At 41.2% G+C, this 17,848-nt stretch carries 17 protein-coding genes and 2 pseudogenes; 7 read left to right on the top strand and 12 right to left on the bottom strand.

The window, feature by feature from the left end:
- The first annotated feature begins 148 nt into the window (after positions 1 to 148).
- Both NPUN_RS12580 and wecB read left to right on the top strand, forming a co-directional pair.
- Positions 149 to 523, top strand: a complete 375-nt coding sequence (locus tag NPUN_RS12580) for a hypothetical protein (RefSeq protein WP_012409057.1) — start codon at positions 149 to 151, stop codon at positions 521 to 523.
- Between the two features lie 251 nt (positions 524 to 774).
- Positions 775 to 1,902 (top strand): non-hydrolyzing UDP-N-acetylglucosamine 2-epimerase, encoded by a 1,128-nt coding sequence (gene wecB, locus NPUN_RS12575; RefSeq protein WP_012409056.1) that lies wholly within the window; start codon positions 775 to 777, stop codon positions 1,900 to 1,902.
- Between the two features lie 256 nt (positions 1,903 to 2,158).
- Here wecB and NPUN_RS12570 read toward each other — a convergent pair whose 3' ends face one another.
- The 5 genes from NPUN_RS12570 to NPUN_RS12550 form a co-directional block, all read right to left on the bottom strand.
- Positions 2,159 to 2,830: a peptidoglycan-binding domain-containing protein gene (locus tag NPUN_RS12570; RefSeq protein ID WP_012409055.1), complete on the bottom strand. Its 672-nt coding sequence runs from the start codon at positions 2,828 to 2,830 to the stop codon at positions 2,159 to 2,161.
- Between the two features lie 304 nt (positions 2,831 to 3,134).
- The gene (locus tag NPUN_RS12565; RefSeq protein WP_012409054.1) at positions 3,135 to 3,545 is read right to left on the bottom strand and encodes a response regulator; all 411 of its coding nucleotides are present in this window, start codon (positions 3,543 to 3,545) and stop codon (positions 3,135 to 3,137) included.
- 156 nt (positions 3,546 to 3,701) lie between these two features.
- Positions 3,702 to 4,433, bottom strand: a complete 732-nt coding sequence (locus NPUN_RS12560; protein ID WP_012409053.1) for a Crp/Fnr family transcriptional regulator — start codon at positions 4,431 to 4,433, stop codon at positions 3,702 to 3,704.
- 80 nt (positions 4,434 to 4,513) lie between these two features.
- Positions 4,514 to 5,260, bottom strand: a complete 747-nt coding sequence (locus NPUN_RS12555; protein WP_012409052.1) for a Crp/Fnr family transcriptional regulator — start codon at positions 5,258 to 5,260, stop codon at positions 4,514 to 4,516.
- Between the two features lie 187 nt (positions 5,261 to 5,447).
- Positions 5,448 to 6,185 carry a Crp/Fnr family transcriptional regulator gene (locus NPUN_RS12550; protein ID WP_012409051.1) on the bottom strand — a complete coding sequence of 246 codons (738 nt, stop codon included), beginning with the start codon at positions 6,183 to 6,185 and terminating at the stop codon, positions 5,448 to 5,450.
- A gap of 938 nt (positions 6,186 to 7,123) precedes the next feature.
- On the opposite strand from NPUN_RS12550, the gene NPUN_RS12545 reads away from it, so the two are divergent.
- On the top strand, positions 7,124 to 8,161 hold the full coding sequence (locus NPUN_RS12545) for an NADP(H)-dependent aldo-keto reductase (protein ID WP_012409050.1): 1,038 nt from the start codon (positions 7,124 to 7,126) through the stop codon (positions 8,159 to 8,161).
- 49 nt (positions 8,162 to 8,210) lie between these two features.
- Positions 8,211 to 8,825 (top strand): glutathione S-transferase family protein, encoded by a 615-nt coding sequence (locus NPUN_RS12540; RefSeq protein ID WP_012409049.1) that lies wholly within the window; start codon positions 8,211 to 8,213, stop codon positions 8,823 to 8,825.
- 228 nt (positions 8,826 to 9,053) lie between these two features.
- Here the strand turns inward: NPUN_RS12540 and NPUN_RS12535 are convergent, their stop codons facing one another.
- From NPUN_RS12535 to nrdJ (NPUN_RS12525), 3 genes and pseudogenes are all read right to left on the bottom strand, one after another.
- Positions 9,054 to 10,067 (bottom strand): zinc-dependent alcohol dehydrogenase family protein, encoded by a 1,014-nt coding sequence (locus NPUN_RS12535; protein ID WP_012409048.1) that lies wholly within the window; start codon positions 10,065 to 10,067, stop codon positions 9,054 to 9,056.
- Between the two features lie 188 nt (positions 10,068 to 10,255).
- Positions 10,256 to 11,329: pseudogene (nrdJ, locus tag NPUN_RS12530) on the bottom strand (ribonucleoside-triphosphate reductase, adenosylcobalamin-dependent); the annotation flags it as partial.
- A 380-nt stretch (positions 11,330 to 11,709) separates the two neighbouring features.
- Positions 11,710 to 12,939, bottom strand: a pseudogene (gene nrdJ / locus NPUN_RS12525) (ribonucleoside-triphosphate reductase, adenosylcobalamin-dependent); the annotation flags it as partial.
- Between the two features lie 256 nt (positions 12,940 to 13,195).
- On the opposite strand from nrdJ (NPUN_RS12525), the gene NPUN_RS12520 reads away from it, so the two are divergent.
- Together NPUN_RS12520 and NPUN_RS12515 are read left to right on the top strand one after the other, a co-directional pair.
- Positions 13,196 to 13,705 (top strand): GNAT family N-acetyltransferase, encoded by a 510-nt coding sequence (locus NPUN_RS12520; protein WP_012409047.1) that lies wholly within the window; start codon positions 13,196 to 13,198, stop codon positions 13,703 to 13,705.
- Positions 13,702 to 14,211, top strand: coding sequence for a GNAT family N-acetyltransferase (locus tag NPUN_RS12515; protein WP_012409046.1), 510 nt, complete (start codon positions 13,702 to 13,704; stop codon positions 14,209 to 14,211). Before NPUN_RS12520 ends, NPUN_RS12515 begins: the two co-directional genes overlap by 4 nt.
- 118 nt (positions 14,212 to 14,329) lie before the next feature.
- Here NPUN_RS12515 and NPUN_RS44790 read toward each other — a convergent pair whose 3' ends face one another.
- Both NPUN_RS44790 and NPUN_RS44785 read right to left on the bottom strand, forming a co-directional pair.
- The gene (locus NPUN_RS44790; protein WP_419788426.1) at positions 14,330 to 14,497 is read right to left on the bottom strand and encodes a hypothetical protein; all 168 of its coding nucleotides are present in this window, start codon (positions 14,495 to 14,497) and stop codon (positions 14,330 to 14,332) included.
- 58 nt (positions 14,498 to 14,555) lie between these two features.
- A complete protein-coding gene (locus tag NPUN_RS44785; RefSeq protein WP_419788425.1) occupies positions 14,556 to 14,717 on the bottom strand; it encodes a hypothetical protein in 162 nt (53 codons plus the stop codon).
- A gap of 542 nt (positions 14,718 to 15,259) precedes the next feature.
- Here NPUN_RS44785 and NPUN_RS12505 point away from each other — a divergent pair.
- Positions 15,260 to 15,658 carry a hypothetical protein gene (locus tag NPUN_RS12505; protein WP_041565354.1) on the top strand — a complete coding sequence of 133 codons (399 nt, stop codon included), beginning with the start codon at positions 15,260 to 15,262 and terminating at the stop codon, positions 15,656 to 15,658.
- A gap of 68 nt (positions 15,659 to 15,726) precedes the next feature.
- Here the strand turns inward: NPUN_RS12505 and NPUN_RS12500 are convergent, their stop codons facing one another.
- Together NPUN_RS12500 and NPUN_RS12495 are read right to left on the bottom strand one after the other, a co-directional pair.
- Positions 15,727 to 17,133 (bottom strand): AtzE family amidohydrolase, encoded by a 1,407-nt coding sequence (locus NPUN_RS12500; RefSeq protein ID WP_012409045.1) that lies wholly within the window; start codon positions 17,131 to 17,133, stop codon positions 15,727 to 15,729.
- A gap of 10 nt (positions 17,134 to 17,143) precedes the next feature.
- Entirely contained in the window at positions 17,144 to 17,770 is a 627-nt protein-coding gene (locus NPUN_RS12495; RefSeq protein ID WP_012409044.1) for a DUF4328 domain-containing protein, read from the bottom strand.
- Positions 17,771 to 17,848: the final 78 nt, after the last annotated feature.

The following is a 17,848-nucleotide window of genomic DNA, read 5'->3' as shown; positions in this document are numbered from 1 at the left end:
AACTAACTGTAAACTTTAGTAAATAAATGCTCATTTTCCCGATTAGTTTTTATATACTGAATTTCACTGAGAAACAAATCAGTTAACTCGCCAAAAGCGAGATATCACTGAAATTAAAATTGGCTGTGTATTTTTGGGAGGAAAAGTCATGGTTTCTGCTGAAAGCTCTAATCTAGGAAAGACCTACTCCTTGTTGATGATTAAAAGCTTTTTAATATGGACTTTTACATTAGCAGTATGCTTGTTGGTTGTCGGTTTTCCATTAGTTGTCTTGATGGCTACGGTTGGATGTCTGTTATCGATCATCTTGCAATCTGTGATGCCTGTTAGTGCTGTTTTGCTTGTAGCAGGTGCTTTAATCATGTTTAATGTCATGGCAGTTGTATTTGCTGCGGGTGTACTAACTATTAAAGGCGTTCATCCCAGTGAAGTTAAATGGTTAAGCTGGCTGCATGGAGAGGCAGACCAAATGCAGACTACTGTTTATGCTGCTTGCCCTTTAACTTGTGAGATTAAAATGTAGTCATCACAGGTGAATATGACAAACAGTGCGTCTGCCCGGTTAAGCCGGGTTTTTTCATGCTTTTAATGATGTGATTACAATTGAATTCGATATACAGTTCATCTACCCGATTAAGCCGGGTTTTTTCATGCTTTTTATATAATTTTTCCTCTTATATTTATGATTTGTGTAATGATTGACCCTCAACTATTGACTATTGGTCATAGACCATTGACTATAACCATTGGCAAATTACAGATGACTAATGACTAATGACTAATAAAAAACGGGTTTGCATTATTTTGGGTACTCGTCCCGAAGCGATTAAACTTGCTCCAGTGATTCAGGTTTTCCAGAAGTCTTCAGCTTTTGATTCGCAAGTAATTCTAACTGGACAGCATCGGGAAATGGTTGAGCAAGTTATGCAGCTGTTCAACATTAAGGCAGATTATGATCTGGAAATTATGCAGGTTCAGCAATCTCTAAATGATATTACCTGCCTCAGTTTACAAGGGTTAGAAGCGTTATTTAAGGAGAAAAAGCCAGATTTAGTGGTGGTGCAAGGAGATACGACAACGGCTTTTGCGGCAGCTTTGGCAGCTTTTTATCAAAAAATCCCTATTGGTCATGTAGAAGCAGGTTTAAGAACTGATGATATCTTCAATCCTTACCCAGAAGAGGCTAATCGGCGGTTGATTTCTCAAATTACTCAGTTGCACTTTGCGCCGACTCCTTGGGCTGTGGAAAATTTGCACCGTTCTGGTGTTTTGGGTGAAATTCACATGACGGGTAATACGGTAATTGATGCGCTGTTGAATGTAGCTGCAACCCAAGCTGTTTGTAATGTACCAGGCTTAGACTGGGATTCATACCGCGTTCTGTTAGCAACAGTTCATCGACGGGAGAATTGGGGAGAACCCCTGCAAGCGATCGCAGAGGGGTTTTTACAAATCTTAGACAAGTTCCCTGATACAGCTTTATTGCTACCATTACACCGCAATCCCACAGTGCGAGTCCCGTTGCAAGAGCTTTTAGACAATCATCCCCGAATTTTCTTGACAGATCCTCTAGATTATGGAGAACTAGTAGGAGCAATTGGGCGATCGCATCTTTTGCTCACTGACTCTGGTGGTTTGCAAGAAGAAGCCCCCAGTTTGGGAAAACCAGTACTGGTTTTGAGAGATACTACCGAAAGACCAGAGGCTGTTGTAGCCGGTACAGCCAAACTTGTAGGCACTACGAGTGAGAATATTTTTGCATCTGCGGCTGAGTTACTGAGCGATCCAGATGCCTATGAAGCAATGGCAAATGCAATTAATCCCTTTGGGGATGGTCATGCAGCAGAGCGCATTTTGCAGATTGTGCAAAATTACTTGGGTGTTTTATCCGAATCAACTTAGATTAGACAAAATACAAAATTTCTGTTTTTCAGGGTGTATAAAATCGACTTTTCTTATTTGCATTCAATACAGTTTCAATGTTGTGGGGTGAGCATCTTGCCCGCTTTAAGACGGGCGAGATGTTCCGTTCTCGCAGCGTCTCCGATAGGAGAAGTTTTAATCTCAGACTTCCTTAGTTTAGATTTCTAAGAAAATAGGTATAACCTAGAAATGAGATTTTTCAAAAGTGGCTGGTTGATGAAATTGTCTCTAACTTTTAAATACCCAGAGCTGCTCTAGTTTCGGGCCCCACTGTACCATCTACAAGTAAACCTTTACTTGCCTGAAAGCTTCGGACTTGGTTAACAGTTTCTTGACCGTAAATTCCATCAACTCTGAGATTACCTAAAGCTGTCTGAACGTCTCTTACAAGCTGACCTCTAGAACCACGGGTAAGAATGACTGAACCGCCAACGCCACCAGGTCTACTAGTCACAGGAGGATTGTTAGGCTTATCAGCAACCCATCGGGCATAAACATATCTACCCGTAGAAAGCCGAGCAAAACCGTTTTCATACCTCTCAATCGCTGGAAGTGTTGCACCATTTGATACACAATCAATATAAGAGTAGTTGGTGCTTGGGCCTGTACGGATACGCAAACAACTGCCGTTAGTCTTTACATAAGCAGCCGAACTTATTTGAATTTGGGTCGCAGCAAGAAGTAATACACCAACACCAGCTAAAGCTAACCAAGCTGAAGATTTAAGTAGTTTTTTCCAATTAAACTTAGTTTTGCTGTTTGCAGATACCTGTTTTTCAGCAATAACTATGTTAGAAGATTTAAGAGGTTCTTTCCCATTTAATTGAGATTTAGGGAGATTATATTTGGTGTTTCCAGATGCCTCTTCTTGAGCAATAAACATGTGAGAATAAGCAAGATATTCCATAATGCAGCCCTTTATATGAAAAAATGAGTACTCACAGAGAATTACTTTAGCCTTCTCTGTATTTATTCTTAGTATATTTTATATCCCTGCTCTTTCAAAGGTTTTTGCTGGTAGCAGAATTAAAAAAGAATAAAATTAGTCAAAAAATTCCTAAAAAAATGCGATGTCTATCAAGGGCTGCGCCAACACCCTGATTTAGTATAAAAATTACCAGGCGTTGGTATAATCCTCGGTAGACATCGCATTTTCAAAATAAATTAAAGCTTTATTGCTTAGTGACTATCACCTTAAGCATCCAAATGTGTCAAGCGTATTCTTCGAGCATAACTAGACTAGCAACCGTAGAAGATAAATCATCTAAGTCTATCGGCTTGCATCGGTATATATCATAACCTGCTAATAATGCCCGATTCCGGTCTTCGTCGAAAGCAGATGCTGTCAGAGCAATAGCTGGAATCTTTCTCCCTCGCTTTGCTTCTAAATTTCTGAGCTTTATCAGCAGTGAGCAACCGTTTTCATCGGGTAAATAAATATCACTAATCAAGATGTCTGGTTTAAAAAATGACATTATTTCTATAGCATCACCTGCCGAAGCCGCTGTGATAATTTCTGCTCCCTCTAATTCAAACAAGAAGGTAAGTAAAGTTCTCGTATCACGGTCATCATCTACGACGAGCAATCGCAGACCTTTAAAAGACATTGATTGATTAGACATTATTCTCACCGCCGTCTAGCTCAAACACTTAGATTAGCAATCGCATCAAATGGCATGTATTTGTAAATACTATTTGATGCATTCTTTACTAAATCTTAATGGAACTAATTGCTAAGTGTCTGTCCGGTTTCGGACATAATAACTTAGAAGATTGCTTCATCGGCGATCGCGCTTTGGCTGATTCTTCAGTAACCGAGCAAATTCGTTTTGTATGACTCGATAACACTCACAAGAAGTTTCTTCTAAATCCTCTCGGTTCAGGATGTTAATTTGGCCACGCTGATAGCTAATCATTCCGGCTCGGCTCAGGGCGCTAGCCGCTACTGTCACGCCGGAGCGCCGTACACCAAGCATCTGGGCAATAAATTCTTGCGTGAGTGGAAATTCTTCTGATTCCAAACGGTCAGATACTGTGAGAAGCCAACGAGCCAGTCGTTCTTCTAGAGTATGAAGACGGTTGCAAGCACATCCTTGTGTAAGTTCGGTATATGTAGCTCGGATATAGCGCAGCAAAAGATTTTGAATAGCTCCGCCCCGATTAAACTCAGTTCTCAGGACATCTGCATCAATCTGCACTCCACTGCCCGCAACTTGGACAAACGCTTTTGTGGTTGTTGTGCTACCTCCTAAAATTACTGGGATACCCACCATGCCTTCATTGCTCACTATCCCAACTTCCACCGTCGAGCCATCTTTCATCCCAGTTACTATAGAAACCACTGCATTTTGGGGAAAATAGACCTGTTTGATGGGTTCTCCTGGTTCGTAAATGACTTGGCGCGTGGGAAGCGAAACTAACTTTAGGTGTGGAATAAGGCGCTCATAATCATTAGTTGGCAAAGCCGCGAGTAATTTATTTACTTGCGGCTTAAGAGTGTTTTCGCTCACTGAACATTAAAAGAGAAATTTGCTGACAATACTTTAAATCAAGTCACTTTTGCGGGTCTGTCCGGTTTCGCACACATAACTCAAAAAAATTTTTTGGCTCGGTTACTGGGCTTCATGCCCAGTAACCGAGCAAATTCCTTTTGGATAACTTGATAACACTCACAAGAAGTTGCTTCCAAATCCTCTCGGTTCATAATGCTAATATGACCACGTTGGTAGCTAATCATTCCGGCACGGCTGAGGGTGCTAGCCGCTACTGTCACGCCAGAACGACGTACACCAAGCATCTGGGCGATAAATTCTTGCGTGAGCGGAAAGTCTTCTGATTCTAAACGGTCGGAGACTGTCAGTAGCCAACGAGCTAGCCGTTCGTCCAATGTATGGAGACGGTTGCAGGCAGCACCTTGCGCCAGTTCAGAGTATATAGCTTGTACGTAGCACAGCAGCAAGCTTTGAATAGCTCCGCCCCGATTGAACTCGGCTCTGACTACATCTGCATCGATTTGCATAGCAGCGCCCGAAATCTGCACAAAGGCTGTTGTGGTTGTGGTGTTGTCTCCTAAAATTACTGGGATACCCACCATACCTTCATTGCTTACTATGCCAACTTCTGCCGTTGAGCCATCTTCCATAGTGGTAACTATAGAAACCACTGCCTTATCAGGAAAATAGACTTGTGTAATTGGTTCGGCTACTTGATAAAGGATTTGCTGAACTGGGAGCGGAACTAGCTTTAGATGCGGGACAAGACGCTCATAATCACTGGCTGGCAAAGCTGCGAGTAGCTTATTTGGTGGTTGCTGAAAGCGGTTTTTGTCTAATGACATTGAAAGTCACTCTCCTTTAGGTAGGTGACTTTAGAAAAGCTAACTCAAGGCATAAGGCAAATTTAAGAATCTGATCCTAATGTCGAAAGATGTATTCTCTAAAGAAACATGGGGACAATGTAGAAAAGCTTAAATGAAAACACTTATTTGAGTCTATGCACTTTGCTACATAGAAGCTTAACAAAAACTATTTTTGCCGTTGATTGGGCTGATTGCCTAATAAACGAACAAATTCATTTTCTATAACCTGATAACATTCGCAAGAAGTTTTCTCTAAAGCCTCTCGATTTAGAATGTTAATCTGACCACGATGGTAGGTGATTATTCCGGCTTCACTCAGGATATTAGCTGCTTCAGTGACACCAGCGCGACGTACACCGAGCATCTGTGAGATAAATTCTTGCGTGAGCGGGAATTCATCTGATTCCAGACGGTCAGAAACTGTCAGCAGCCATCGAGCCAGCCGCCTCTCTAGCTTATGAAGACGGTTGCAAGCAGAACCTTGTGCTATTTGAGTGTATACACCTTGCACATAGCGTAGCAGTACGCTTTGGAGAGCTGTACCCCGATTGAACTCACTTCTTAGTATATCTGCATCAAGCTGCATAGCACTGTCTGGAATCTGCACAAAGGCGGTTGTGGTTGTCGTGTTGTCTCCTAAAATTATGGGCATACCCACCATCCCTTCACTGCTCACTAGACCAACTTCCACAGTTGAGCCATCTTCCATAGTGGTAATTATAGAAACGACTGCTTTATTAGGAAAATAGACCTGTGTGATGGGTTCGCCTGCTTCGTAAAGGAATTTACGAAGTGGGAGCGAAACCAGCTTCAGATGGGGAAAAAGACGCTCATAATCGGTGGCTGGTAAAGCTGCGAGTAGCCTATTTGCTGGCTGCTCTAAGGTATTTTTGTTTAATGACATTAAGATTCTCCTAAATGTAGCCGTTTATAGAAAAGGCAACTATCGGCATGAGGAGAAAAATCAATAATCTGAATCCTAACGTCAAAAGATGTATTTTCTAAAAAAGTTTTAATAAAACATTGATATTTTTCTAAACATATATAATATAACATAAATAAATTAGTTATTTATATCAAAAAACTGATTTGGAGCAACTAACTTGCTAGAGATTTCTAAAGAATAAGGGCTTTAGCTATGTTTGTGTAAATCCTGAATGTATTAGTATGCCAGTTTATAACTCTAACTTTAATGCATCAAAAGTATCATAATGATCTCAGCAAAGGTTATGATTTTTAAGTATAATATTAAGATTTTTTGTTATTTTAATTACAATAATGTATATATGAGCAACAGTGGAAGCGATCGCAGTAAAAAATCCTCAGTCTAACTTTTGGTAATTGCTACCAGGCGTTGTAAACTCTTTTAGAAAAATTGGGTATATTTCACTACCGTGAAGACAAGCTATTTAGGACTCAATAGCTCAAAATTAACATTTATTAAAACTTAATTCTATAAGAATCTAAGGATTTGCTGATATACTACTGTAAATCGATTAGTTTATCGTAGTATGTATAAAGGCTAAAACAGTCCATTTCACAAATACTCAATAAAAGCAAGTATTTTCTCATCCAATTTTAGATTTTTATTACTTACAACTAGCTTACTTATATGGTTTATCTATGAAATAATAAACAATTATATCTGCATCCTACGGTTTATCTATCGAATTTTAGCATTTTAGCAAAACAGATTTATTTGCTAAGAGATTTATAATTGGTTAACTGCAAATTGGTTAGTGTTTGAAGCTAAATTAATTAAAAACAATAATGTGCTTGACAAAAGGCGAAACTTTCAACAAAAATATCACTGTTAAACCAACCGAATAACAACGCGGAAAGATGAAGTATAACCAACTGGGTAAGAGTGACTTAAAAGTTTCTGAAATTTGTCTGGGCACTATGACTTATGGACAGCAAAATACTATTGAAGAAGCCCACGAGCAGCTAGATTATTCTATTGCCCAAGGAGTCAACTTTATTGATGCGGCGGAGATGTATCCAGTTCCAACAAGTGCAGAAACTTATGGATTAACTGAAACTTACATTGGGGAATGGTTAAAACGTCAACAAAGAGAAAAACTGATTATAGCTACTAAAATTTCTGGCCCTGGACGCGGCTTTAAATGGTTACGTAATGGAGCCAAAGCAATAGACCGTGATAATATCAAACAAGCTGTCGATGATAGTTTAAAAAGACTACAGACAGATTATATTGATCTTTACCAAATCCACTGGCCCGATCGCTACGTGCCACGGTTTGGGCAAACTGTATTCGATCCAACTCAAGTGGGAGAAACCGTTCCCATCGCTGAACAGCTAGCAGTTTTTGCCGACGTAATTAAAGCGGGAAAAATTCGCTATATCGGTTTGAGTAATGAGACACCTTGGGGAGTTGCCCAATTTAGTAATGCTGCTAAACAATTAGGATTGCCCAAAATTGTTTCGATTCAAAATGCTTACAACTTACTGAATCGAGTATTTGATGGAGCCTTAGCAGAAGCAGTTTATTACGAAGAAATTGGATTACTAGCTTATAGTCCTTTGGCATTTGGTTTATTGACTGGTAAATATCTAAATGGCAAACCAGAAAAAGCAAGATTCAGTTTATTTGAAAATTTTGGTCAACGTTACTTAAAACCAAAAGTCAGTGAAGCTGTAGCAGCTTACATAGATATTGCCAAGCGCTATCAACTAAGTCCAGCGCATTTGGCTTTGGCATTTGTGCGGAGTCGTTGGTTTGTGCCTAGCACAATCATTGGTGCTACGACATTAGAACAACTCAAAGAGAATTTGGAAAGTGTGGATGTAGTTCTCAGTAAAGACATTTTGGAAGAGTTGGATATAGTTCATGCTCAGTCGCCAAACCCAGCACCATAAAAGTGCTGAGTGGTGAGTCCGAATTTGTCCTTATGCTCACCGTACCCGGTTGGTACTTCAAGAAAAGGGCATTGACTTCGATTTGATTGAAATTGATTTGCAGAATAAGCCTGAAGGTTTTACCAAAGTTTCCCCTTATGGTAAAGTACCTGCACTAACTCATGACGATAACCGAGTTTGGGAATCAGCAGTAATTAACGAATATCTCGATGAGGTATTTCCCAATCCACCACTGTTACCCAACAGCTCCATTGCAAGGGCACAGGCTCGTATTTGGATCGATTTTGCTAACACCAGGTTCGTCCCCGCTTTTTCTACCCTACTGCGGAGTTCAGATCCCCAAAAACAAGAAGAAGCTAAACAGGAACTATACAAACACCTGGAATTCATTGAAAACGAAGGTTTGGCAAAGCTTTCTGGGGAAGGCCCTTACTGGTTTGGTGAATCTATCAGTTTGGTCGATTTCACCTATTTCCCTTGGTTTGAGCGCTGGGCTGCACTAAAGCAGTATCGTGGTTTCGGGATACCAGAAGAGTTTACCCGTGTACGCCAGTGGAAACATGCTTTGAAAGAGCGTGAATCTGTGAAAGTGATCGCTCACTCTAAGGAATTCTACATCGAGCGATACGCTAAATTCGCTGCACCTACTCTCGCTGCCGTTTAAACGTAATTCATAATTATGTTTCAAGTGGGGTTTAAATTCTCACTTGAAACATAGATAGGTTAGTTAGCCCTTTCAAGGTGGATAAAATTCTTCTTTTCTCTATGTACTCTGCGTCTCTGTGGTTCAATAAAATGCTTTTAAACCGCAGAGGCACAGAGAACGCAGAGATTTTAAGAGTCACATTGAAAGGGCTAGTCTTAATAGAATTAAACTCTTTAAAATTACGAATTACGAATTACGAATTACGATTTTCCCAAAGTGAGCCGCACTTTTAAGATAATGATAAGCTTCTCGTGCCTCAGCAAAAGGAAAAACTCGATCAATAATTGGTTTGATTTGATGCTGTTGCATCGCCTGATTCATCGCCTCAAACATTTCTCGACTGCCGACATAAATGCCCTGAACTGTTAAACTCTTAAAAAGTATTGGCATGGGGTCAATTTCACTTCCTCTTCCTGACAATACGCCAATCAAACTAATCCGTCCCCCAATACGGACTGCTTGTAGTGATTTTGGCAGAGTACCTGCACCGCCTACTTCAACTACATGATCTACACCAGTGCGATTAGTTAATTGATAAACTTGCTTTTCCCAATCTGGTGTTGTTTTGTAGTTGATTGTCTCGTCAGCACCAAGCTGTTTAGCTCGTGCTAATTTATCATCACTGCTGGAAGTAATAATTGCTCTAGCACCATGTATCTTGGCAAACTGGAGAGCAAAAATCGAAACTCCCCCAGTACCGAGTAATAAAACATTATCACCTGCGCCAATATTGCCTTTTGTCACCAGTCCATGCCAAGCTGTGACTGCTGCACAGGGTAAAGTTGCCCCTTCAATGTAGGATAAATAATCAGGTAATATTACCAAAGCATCTTGGTGTAATACGACATATTCAGCCAGCATTCCATCGATACCGCCTCCGAGATCGGATTTCATTTTCTCTTTGGTTAAAGAGCCATAAATCCAGTCTTGGAAGAAAATACCAGCGACGCGATCGCCTATTTTCACCCGTGTCACACCTTCCCCCACCGCCACAACCTCCCCTGCACCGTCAGATAGGGGAATTAAGGGATATTTCTGTCCAGCACCGTAAGCACCCTCAGCGACGAGCAAATCGCGGTAATTTAAGGATGTTGCTTTGACTTGAATGAGAACTTGTCCCGCAGTTGGTTTTGGTTCAGCGCGATCGACTAATGCAAGGGCATCAATCCCAGCGTTGCTTTTAATTTCGTAAGCTTTCATAGAAAAAGCAGTGGTTTAATGTCATATTAAACCACTGCTGTTTATTGTAATAAATTAGGACTTACGCACAACATTTTTCAAACTCTCATTTCTCTGTGTCCTCTGCGTCTCTGTGGTTCGTTATTCCGTAACTCGTGCCTAAGTTCTGTAAATAAATAGTGCCTACCCTAAGTTGATGTTATTTCACCTTATGAGCTTGGTTGCTGATCGGGAAACATACATTTATCAGAATCACAACCACTAGGGCCAGCCTCTGACATTTCACCTAAATCGTAGCGGCTTAAGACTGCACAGAAATCATCTGTTTTCCGCCGTGTTTTCACCTCTTGATTCAAGCGCTCGTAGGTTGGTTTGTCTATTGGTTCAAATGGTAAACGTGGGAATGATTGCAAGTCATCAAAACGAGCTAAAAGAGCTGCTGAAATATATCCCCGATCGCTCTGAATAGTTTCATAGATTTTCTGTCCCAAAGGTTCGATTTCATCAGAACGCAGTTCCAAAGTAGCTGATGTATTGTGAGTCACATACCAGCGTTGAACCTGGAGGACAAAATCAAATTGGGCTAAGACTGAAAACTTAGAAACATCAATTTCATCAGCACCTGGTAAATCTGCCCAAGATACAGAAACAGGGATTTCTACTAGCCATTCACTCACCCGTGAATCAAAGGGATCGTTGAGCAAATTGCCCTGTTCATCTTTGTCTGATTGTGAGGGAATGACATTGTAACCGTAGTCAATACAGGCTAAAGCTACTGGATCATTTTTGCCGAAGGTGATGCGGCGAATAAATCTTTGGGCTTTGGGGGGATGCCATCCTGAACTAGCATTAGTTAACAAAGCCTTAGTACCACTGGGTTGGACTGTGGTACAGCGATTTGGACGTTTGAGATTGTGGCGATCGCAATAATCCCAAACTACACGATGTACAATATCTTTCCAAGAGCTTAGATATTTTTCTTCCTCACGCTTGAAAGCTAATCCTTGGGGTGTTGCAGGTCTTCCTGCTTCCCACCAGCGCAACCAATCAACACCAAAAGCATGGACAAAGAAATCAAATAAACCTGTAAAAGAAACTCCCACAATCGGGTCTAATTCACGGCTGTATTGATAGCGTGGTTCCAAGAATTTGTGATTTAAAAGTGCTGCTACAGATAGCGCCCCAGCAGTGAAAGCCTCTTCTTGTTCTTTGTAGTTACGTGGGTCGATTTGATTGAGGTGAACCTCTGACAAATTGCAGTGGAAATTACTGCCGATGATTTCCTTTCTTTGTTACCCTAGAGGCTTTTTATCCCCTAGTTCTACTGCTTGATTATTTGCAGTAGCTCCGCGTACCTTTTGCAGATGTGACTTCAGATAATAAAAGTGTTTCGGCTCCCTTCTCTACGAGAGGCTGCGCCCTAAGCGTAGCTATGCCGCAGGCTTTACGGCTACGCTCAGGGAAAGCCGCTCAACACAAGTGTTTTTCACATCCACCCCCGCACTCTTGGAGAGATTATATTCTAGACACAAATTTCTGATGTTATCTAGTTTCACTCTCTACGCTGTACGGTGTCAAAGACTTTTTAATTCCTTTGATTACCACGGGATTAGCATCTCAGCTTTCCCCGTTTTTGCGAGGTTTTTAACGTGAGGCAAAATCACTTACCACACGGATTTAGCCCATAGCGAGCTAAACGATGTTCTAACTCATTAGCATCAAGATTTGAATAACGTTCTTCTAACCACTGTTTTGCTGTTCCTTGTTCATAAGCTTGTAAAAATTCAACTTTCAAAGCTTGTGTTGGCAGCAAATCAATGTTCGATCGCGCTACGGCTTCACCAGCCCATTGAATCGCTCCCTCGCCGCTATAATACTGTTTGCGGACAGCATTCAGACATTCTTCTAAGGTTGGTTTTCGGTGAAAAACTCTGGTATGGTTTGCCATCCTGAGTGCATCACGCTCTGGATCGATTCGCCAATTGCCATTTTCATCTTGCTGCCATAAGTTATCTTTGGCAGTAGCTCCTTGTTCATCGTCAGCAATAAACTGACGCATCCCCGCGCTTCTTCGGATATTACCTGCAACAATTGTTACAGCAGCTTGATCGATTAACAAACAACATTCAACTGAACTTAATTGTCGTCCTACAGCTTTACTCAGGATGGAAGCACAACGCTGATAAAGTCCGGGTAATTTCACAGGATTAGCAACTCCTCCAAAGCCGTTGAGAGTTTCTCCCGCTTTTCGGACATCGCTGATATCAACTAATACTTCAACTGCTGCTGAAAACTGTTCATCAGTAGAGAGTTCTAATAGGGCTTGATATGATTCAACCCAACCTTCACGGCTATCTCCAACGTGAATAGTGACCTTATTGCCTTCTATATGAGTTTGAGTATATTCACGTCGCTGTTGCACAGGAGTGCTGCCAATTTCACCTTGTACAGTAACATTCAGTTGATTACGAATAGGGGGCAACTGGTTAATAAATTGTGGTTCTAGGACGGCTCCAGTACCACAGCCCATCATTGCCAGATCCATCATTAATCCGAAGGCACTCCAGTCTTCGAGATTGGTAGAGGTGCAATTATAAGCGCCGGAAAAGTTCTTTGGTTTGGTTATCCAGTCTGTGCCACCAACCCATAGCCAGCGTCCACTGGGCATAGCTTTCAAGTTGCGCTGCATCTTATCCAGTATGGCAGCTTCTTCTTGAGTGAGCTTTCCCAACTCGACTAAGCCGAGGAGAGTGCGATCGCATACCTCATCCCATGTTTCCCTTAGTCCCGCCTTAGTCCGGCGGCTATAGGTTCTAAAAAATACGGGATTAGCAGCCGGTGCTGTTTCGGGAAACTTTGCACTCTGGCGTTTTTTTTCTAGCTCTCGAACCATATATTAAGTGTCTTGCGTTCTTGTTGCGTGCGGACAGATTATGACTATACGCCAAGTAGTTTGAGTATTAAAGATTGTCAAATTGTCCACTTTACGCTAGCTATAGCCCGTACTATTTCCAACATAAATTTATGATGTATAATGTCCCTCACCCTTGGGTAAGAGCTTTGTGCTGTGTTTAAATTATCACAAGCTAACTGCAAGTAAATTCTCTTTATACCGATTTTTATTCAATTAATTAGCGGAGGCATAAAGTTTGCTTAAAATTATACAGGTAGAGATTGACGAACATAAATCTCATATACACGAACTGTTTTGGGAATATTTTAACGAGACTAAGTTGATAGCCAGCCATCAGTTCGGCATCAATTTAGATGTGAATACATTCTTTGAGCAATATATGACTCAACTGCACGAATTTATACCCCCTTCAGGACGCTTGCTTTTGGGACAATACGAGGCAAAAATAGCAGGTTGCGCTTGCTTGCGAAAAATTGGTGAAGATATTGGCGAACTTAAAAGGATGTATGTAAGACCAGAATTTCGCAAAAAAGGAATCGGTAAAGCATTATTAGAAACTATCATCAATGAAGCTTCTAATATTGGTTACTCAAAGATTCGTTTAGACAGCGCCCCTTCTGCAAAGGAAGCACATACACTTTATCGTGTATGTGGCTTTCAGGATATCGAGCCGTATTTAGAAAAAACAGAGATTCCTTTAGAATACCGAGCAAAGTGGGTTTTTATGGAATTAGTTTTAAAATGATCGATATCCGTTATGAAACTCTGTCAGATTACACAGTAATAGCTGAGGTGAATACATTAGCTTTTGGGCAAGAAAATGAGGCTAAACTTGTAGAGAAAATTCGCCGTTCTGACCGCTATATTCCAGAACTTTCTCTGGTTGCAGAGATTGAAAATGTTGTAGTCGGTCATATTTTATTCAGCTACATTGATTTAGTGGGTGAAGAAACGCTACAGGTAATCGGTTTAGCACCTTTAGCAGTTTATCCACAGTTTCAAAGACAGGGTATTGGTAGCGCACTAATAAAAGCAGGGTTAGAAATAGCAGAGGCAAAGAAAGAAGCTATAGTGATTGTCCTTGGCCATCCCCACTTCTATACTCGCTTTGGCTTTCAGCCTTCTGTTGTTTATGAAATCGAGTCTCCTTTTCCAGTACCAGAGGATGTCTTCATGGTTAAACCACTGCAAAGCTATCAAAAAAGGTATAAAGGAAAAGTTTTTTATCCATCTACTTTTGATGGAGTGTAACCCGCGCACAAATTCAGGGATGAGGCGCATGAATAAAAAATTAGCCGAATGCTGCGCGTAGCTTGCTTCGGTATAGGGGTACGCGCAGCGTCTTGTAGAAAGCGTCATTACGAATTAGTTAAACACTCTGGCTTGATGCTTTCTTGGCAACAGTTTTTAAGCGAGTCGCTCTGCTTTTACGGAGACTCTCACTTCTGCGAACTCCACCAGCCATCTCATATTCGCGGCTGTCTTTGCCGTATTTAAAAGCAATCCCTGTGAGCATTTTCTCTGAGAAAGCGCCCAAAGTTTGTTCTAACTCTTCAAGTTCTAATTTGGAAGAGTCAATCGTGCTGAGAATAGTGTTATGCCCCCTCTAACTTGGTACGTACCTGTTCAAGTAATTGTGTCAGGTTTATTAAGTTATAAGCATCCCCAAGATCCAGATTGGGATTTATTGCTTTGAGTCCAGCGAATCTTAACTCAGCATTTTCTAAAACGCGAGATGTGCGTTTTCTTTGAGACATAGATTTACTTCCTTGTGAGGTTTCTAAAATTACTATGCCCTACTGAAGCTAAATTTTGGTTCAGCAAAATCCACAATAATTATTGTATTTTGTAGGATAATTTCTCATTCTGCCAAATTAGGTATAATTTTATATTTTTAAGATGATGCGTTATCGTGCAGTGCAACGCACCCTACTACAGAATAAGCTGTATCAACTCCAGAACAAGCTGTAGTTACTAAAACTTGTTCGTTTGTAACTCTAGAATAAGCTGTAGTTAATAAAATTTGTTTGTTTGTAACTCCAGAGCAAGCTGTAGTTACTAAAACTTGTTAAGTGATAAGTTCAGAACAATCTGTAGTAACTAAAACTTCTAGTTTACTTATCATTTAAGGACTTTGTATAATTGATAAATGATTTTATCAAATAAAACTAAAGTTTTATTTATATAATGACAAGTATTTGTAACTAAAGTATCTACATTTATTAGTACAGCTTAAGTTGTATTAACTACAGATGTTAGTTTAGCTATCAAAGGATGAGTTTTTGTAACTACGGAACGAATGAACGACTATAAAGACTCAATGCAGAACTCCCTGAAGCTCGGATTCTTCATCCAGCCCGTCCACCCGCTGTCCCGTTTCTATGGGGACGTTCTCCGCGAGGATCGCGAAGCGGTCGTGCTCGCTGACCAGCCGGATTCCGAACTCTCCACGAAGCGGTGCATCGAGCGTCTCGTAATCGCGGGAACCCCCCAGAGCGTCGCAGACCAGATTCTTGCATTCCGCAACGAGGTCGGCGCGTTCGGCACACTGCTCTACACGGGCCACGACTGGACCGATCCAGCGCTCGCCCGGCGCTCTATGGAGCTGATGGCGAACGAGGTCTGGACCAGGATCGATCAGGCCGCGCATGGGACGACACCAAAAGGTCAAACTGACGGTAAGGCATTTTCAGTCTGATGGATAGCCCAACCATTGATTTAGAATCTGGCGTTTATTAATTCTGGATTCTAAATTCTAAATTCTTACTAGACTATTGGTGCTGAAACTACACCCTTTACCTCTAACGCAGCCGCAACCCGTAAAATTAACGCTTCATTATATGGTGCTGCTATCAATTGCACACCTAAAGGTAAGGCATTTGGACGCTGAATTGGTACTGATAAAACTGGTAAACCAATAAAAGATAATGGTTGAGTAAATAATCCTAAATGAGGACGGACAAGAATCTCTTCCCCATCCAAAATCATAGTTTGTTGACCAATTAGCGGTGCAGAAATTGGTGTAGTTGGGGCAAGAATTACATCGACATTTTGAAAAACTTCCCGAACGCGATCGCGATACCATTTTCTAAAGCGTTGTGCTTGCAGATACCAGCTACTAGGAATTAACGCCCCAGCCAAAAAGCGATCGCGTGTCGCTGGATCGAAATCTTGAGGACGCGATACCTTCGGTGGGCTTTGCCTACGCAATTTATCCAAATGCAGATTTGCGCCCTCGCTAGCTGTAATCACAAAAGCTGCTGCACGGGCGCGGTGTGCTTCTGGTATGGTTACGTATTCAGTAACATTCAAAGCATCAGCTACCTTTTGCACTGCTGCTAAAGCTTCCGGTTCCGCGCCTTTGGTGAAATAATCAGCAGCAATGGCAATTCTGATATCAGAAATATCTTGTTTGAGTTGTGGTAAAACCAATTCAGGCGGACGCTTTGTGCAAATTGGATCGCGATCGTCTTCTCCTTGAAGCACATCAAACACCGTAGCAATATCTTGCACCGAACGGGCAAAAGGGCCAATGTGATCAAAACTGCTAGAAAATAAAGCTACCCCAGCACGAGATAACCTTCCATAGGTTGGCTTCAAACCAAAAACGCCACACAACGCCGCCGGAACGCGAATTGAACCATTAGTATCAGAACCCAGCGTCAGAGGTACTAACCCAGCAGCAACAGCCGCCGCCGAACCACCCGATGAACCACCAGCAACTCGCTGTAAATCATGGGGGTTGTGAGTAGCACCGTAATGGGAGTTTTCTGTCACAAACCCATAAGCGTACTCATCCATATTCAAAGCGCCAACCAGCACAGCACCCGCTTGTTTCAGCTTCGCTATTGCTGTTGCATCTTGGGTAGCGGCTGGGTTATCTGCATTGATTTTTGACCCCGCCAGAGTCGTTAAACCAGCAATATCGAAGAGATTTTTCACCGCAAAAGGGACACCAGCAAGGGTTCCCGGATTATTACCTTGGGTAATTTCCCTGTCAATGCGGGCTGCATCTGTTAAAGCTGTCTCAGCAGTTATAGCCGTAAAACAATTGAATAAATGATTCCGCGTTGCGATTCGTGCTAACGCAGCTTTAGTAACTTCCACAGCGCTAACTTTGCCTTCGCGTACAGCAGCTGATATTGTTATGGCATCGACGGAATCAAAATTCATACTGAAATATTTAAGAGATAGCGCTTTTAGCTTTTTGAATAATAGCAGTCTGCATAGTTTTTGCTAGTTGTAGCAAAATAGCCGTAGAACCTAACTCTAAAATACAAGATAATAAAAACCAAAAAGGCAGAAACTCATCTTGAGGATTTTTAACAGCTATTCTAAGAGCGATCCGATTCAAAACGTTTGACCCGATCATAAAACCATATAGCGGCCCGATTAACGATCGCACTTGTTCACTTAAACGTGTTAAATCACCACCTTCTGCTTTAAATCGATCGGCAAATGTAGACAACGTGTTGGCTATTCCCCAAAGGCTATATATAGGAATTATGAATCGTGCGATCGCACCTCCTGGTGTAATCAGATATTCCTTGAAGAGATTTTTTAAATCGGCATGGAGACGATATAGCCAAATCAAAAAAACAATAATTGAAATTAAACTGATAAATAATAAAACTATTCCTACCAGTTTATCAATAGAAGTAAGTAGCTGATAAAGTGGCTTTGCCATGACTTCTAACAAAGAAAATAGTGTAGAAGCAATACCAAATCCTAACAGCACCCAAAGCAACCGCACCAATAATCTACCAACACCTACAGATTTCAATGAACTAGCAGCATTGAAATTATTCATCTGATTTTTCCAAGGTATAGTCGGTCAATATTTTAGGATCGCTAGTTATATTGCAAACTCAGTAAAATCACTAAAACA

Source organism: Nostoc punctiforme PCC 73102, from assembly GCF_000020025.1.
Lineage (GTDB): Bacteria > Cyanobacteriota > Cyanobacteriia > Cyanobacteriales > Nostocaceae > Nostoc > Nostoc punctiforme.
Note: the sequence above shows the minus strand (reverse complement) of the source record. Positions and strands in the feature narration are given on the sequence as shown.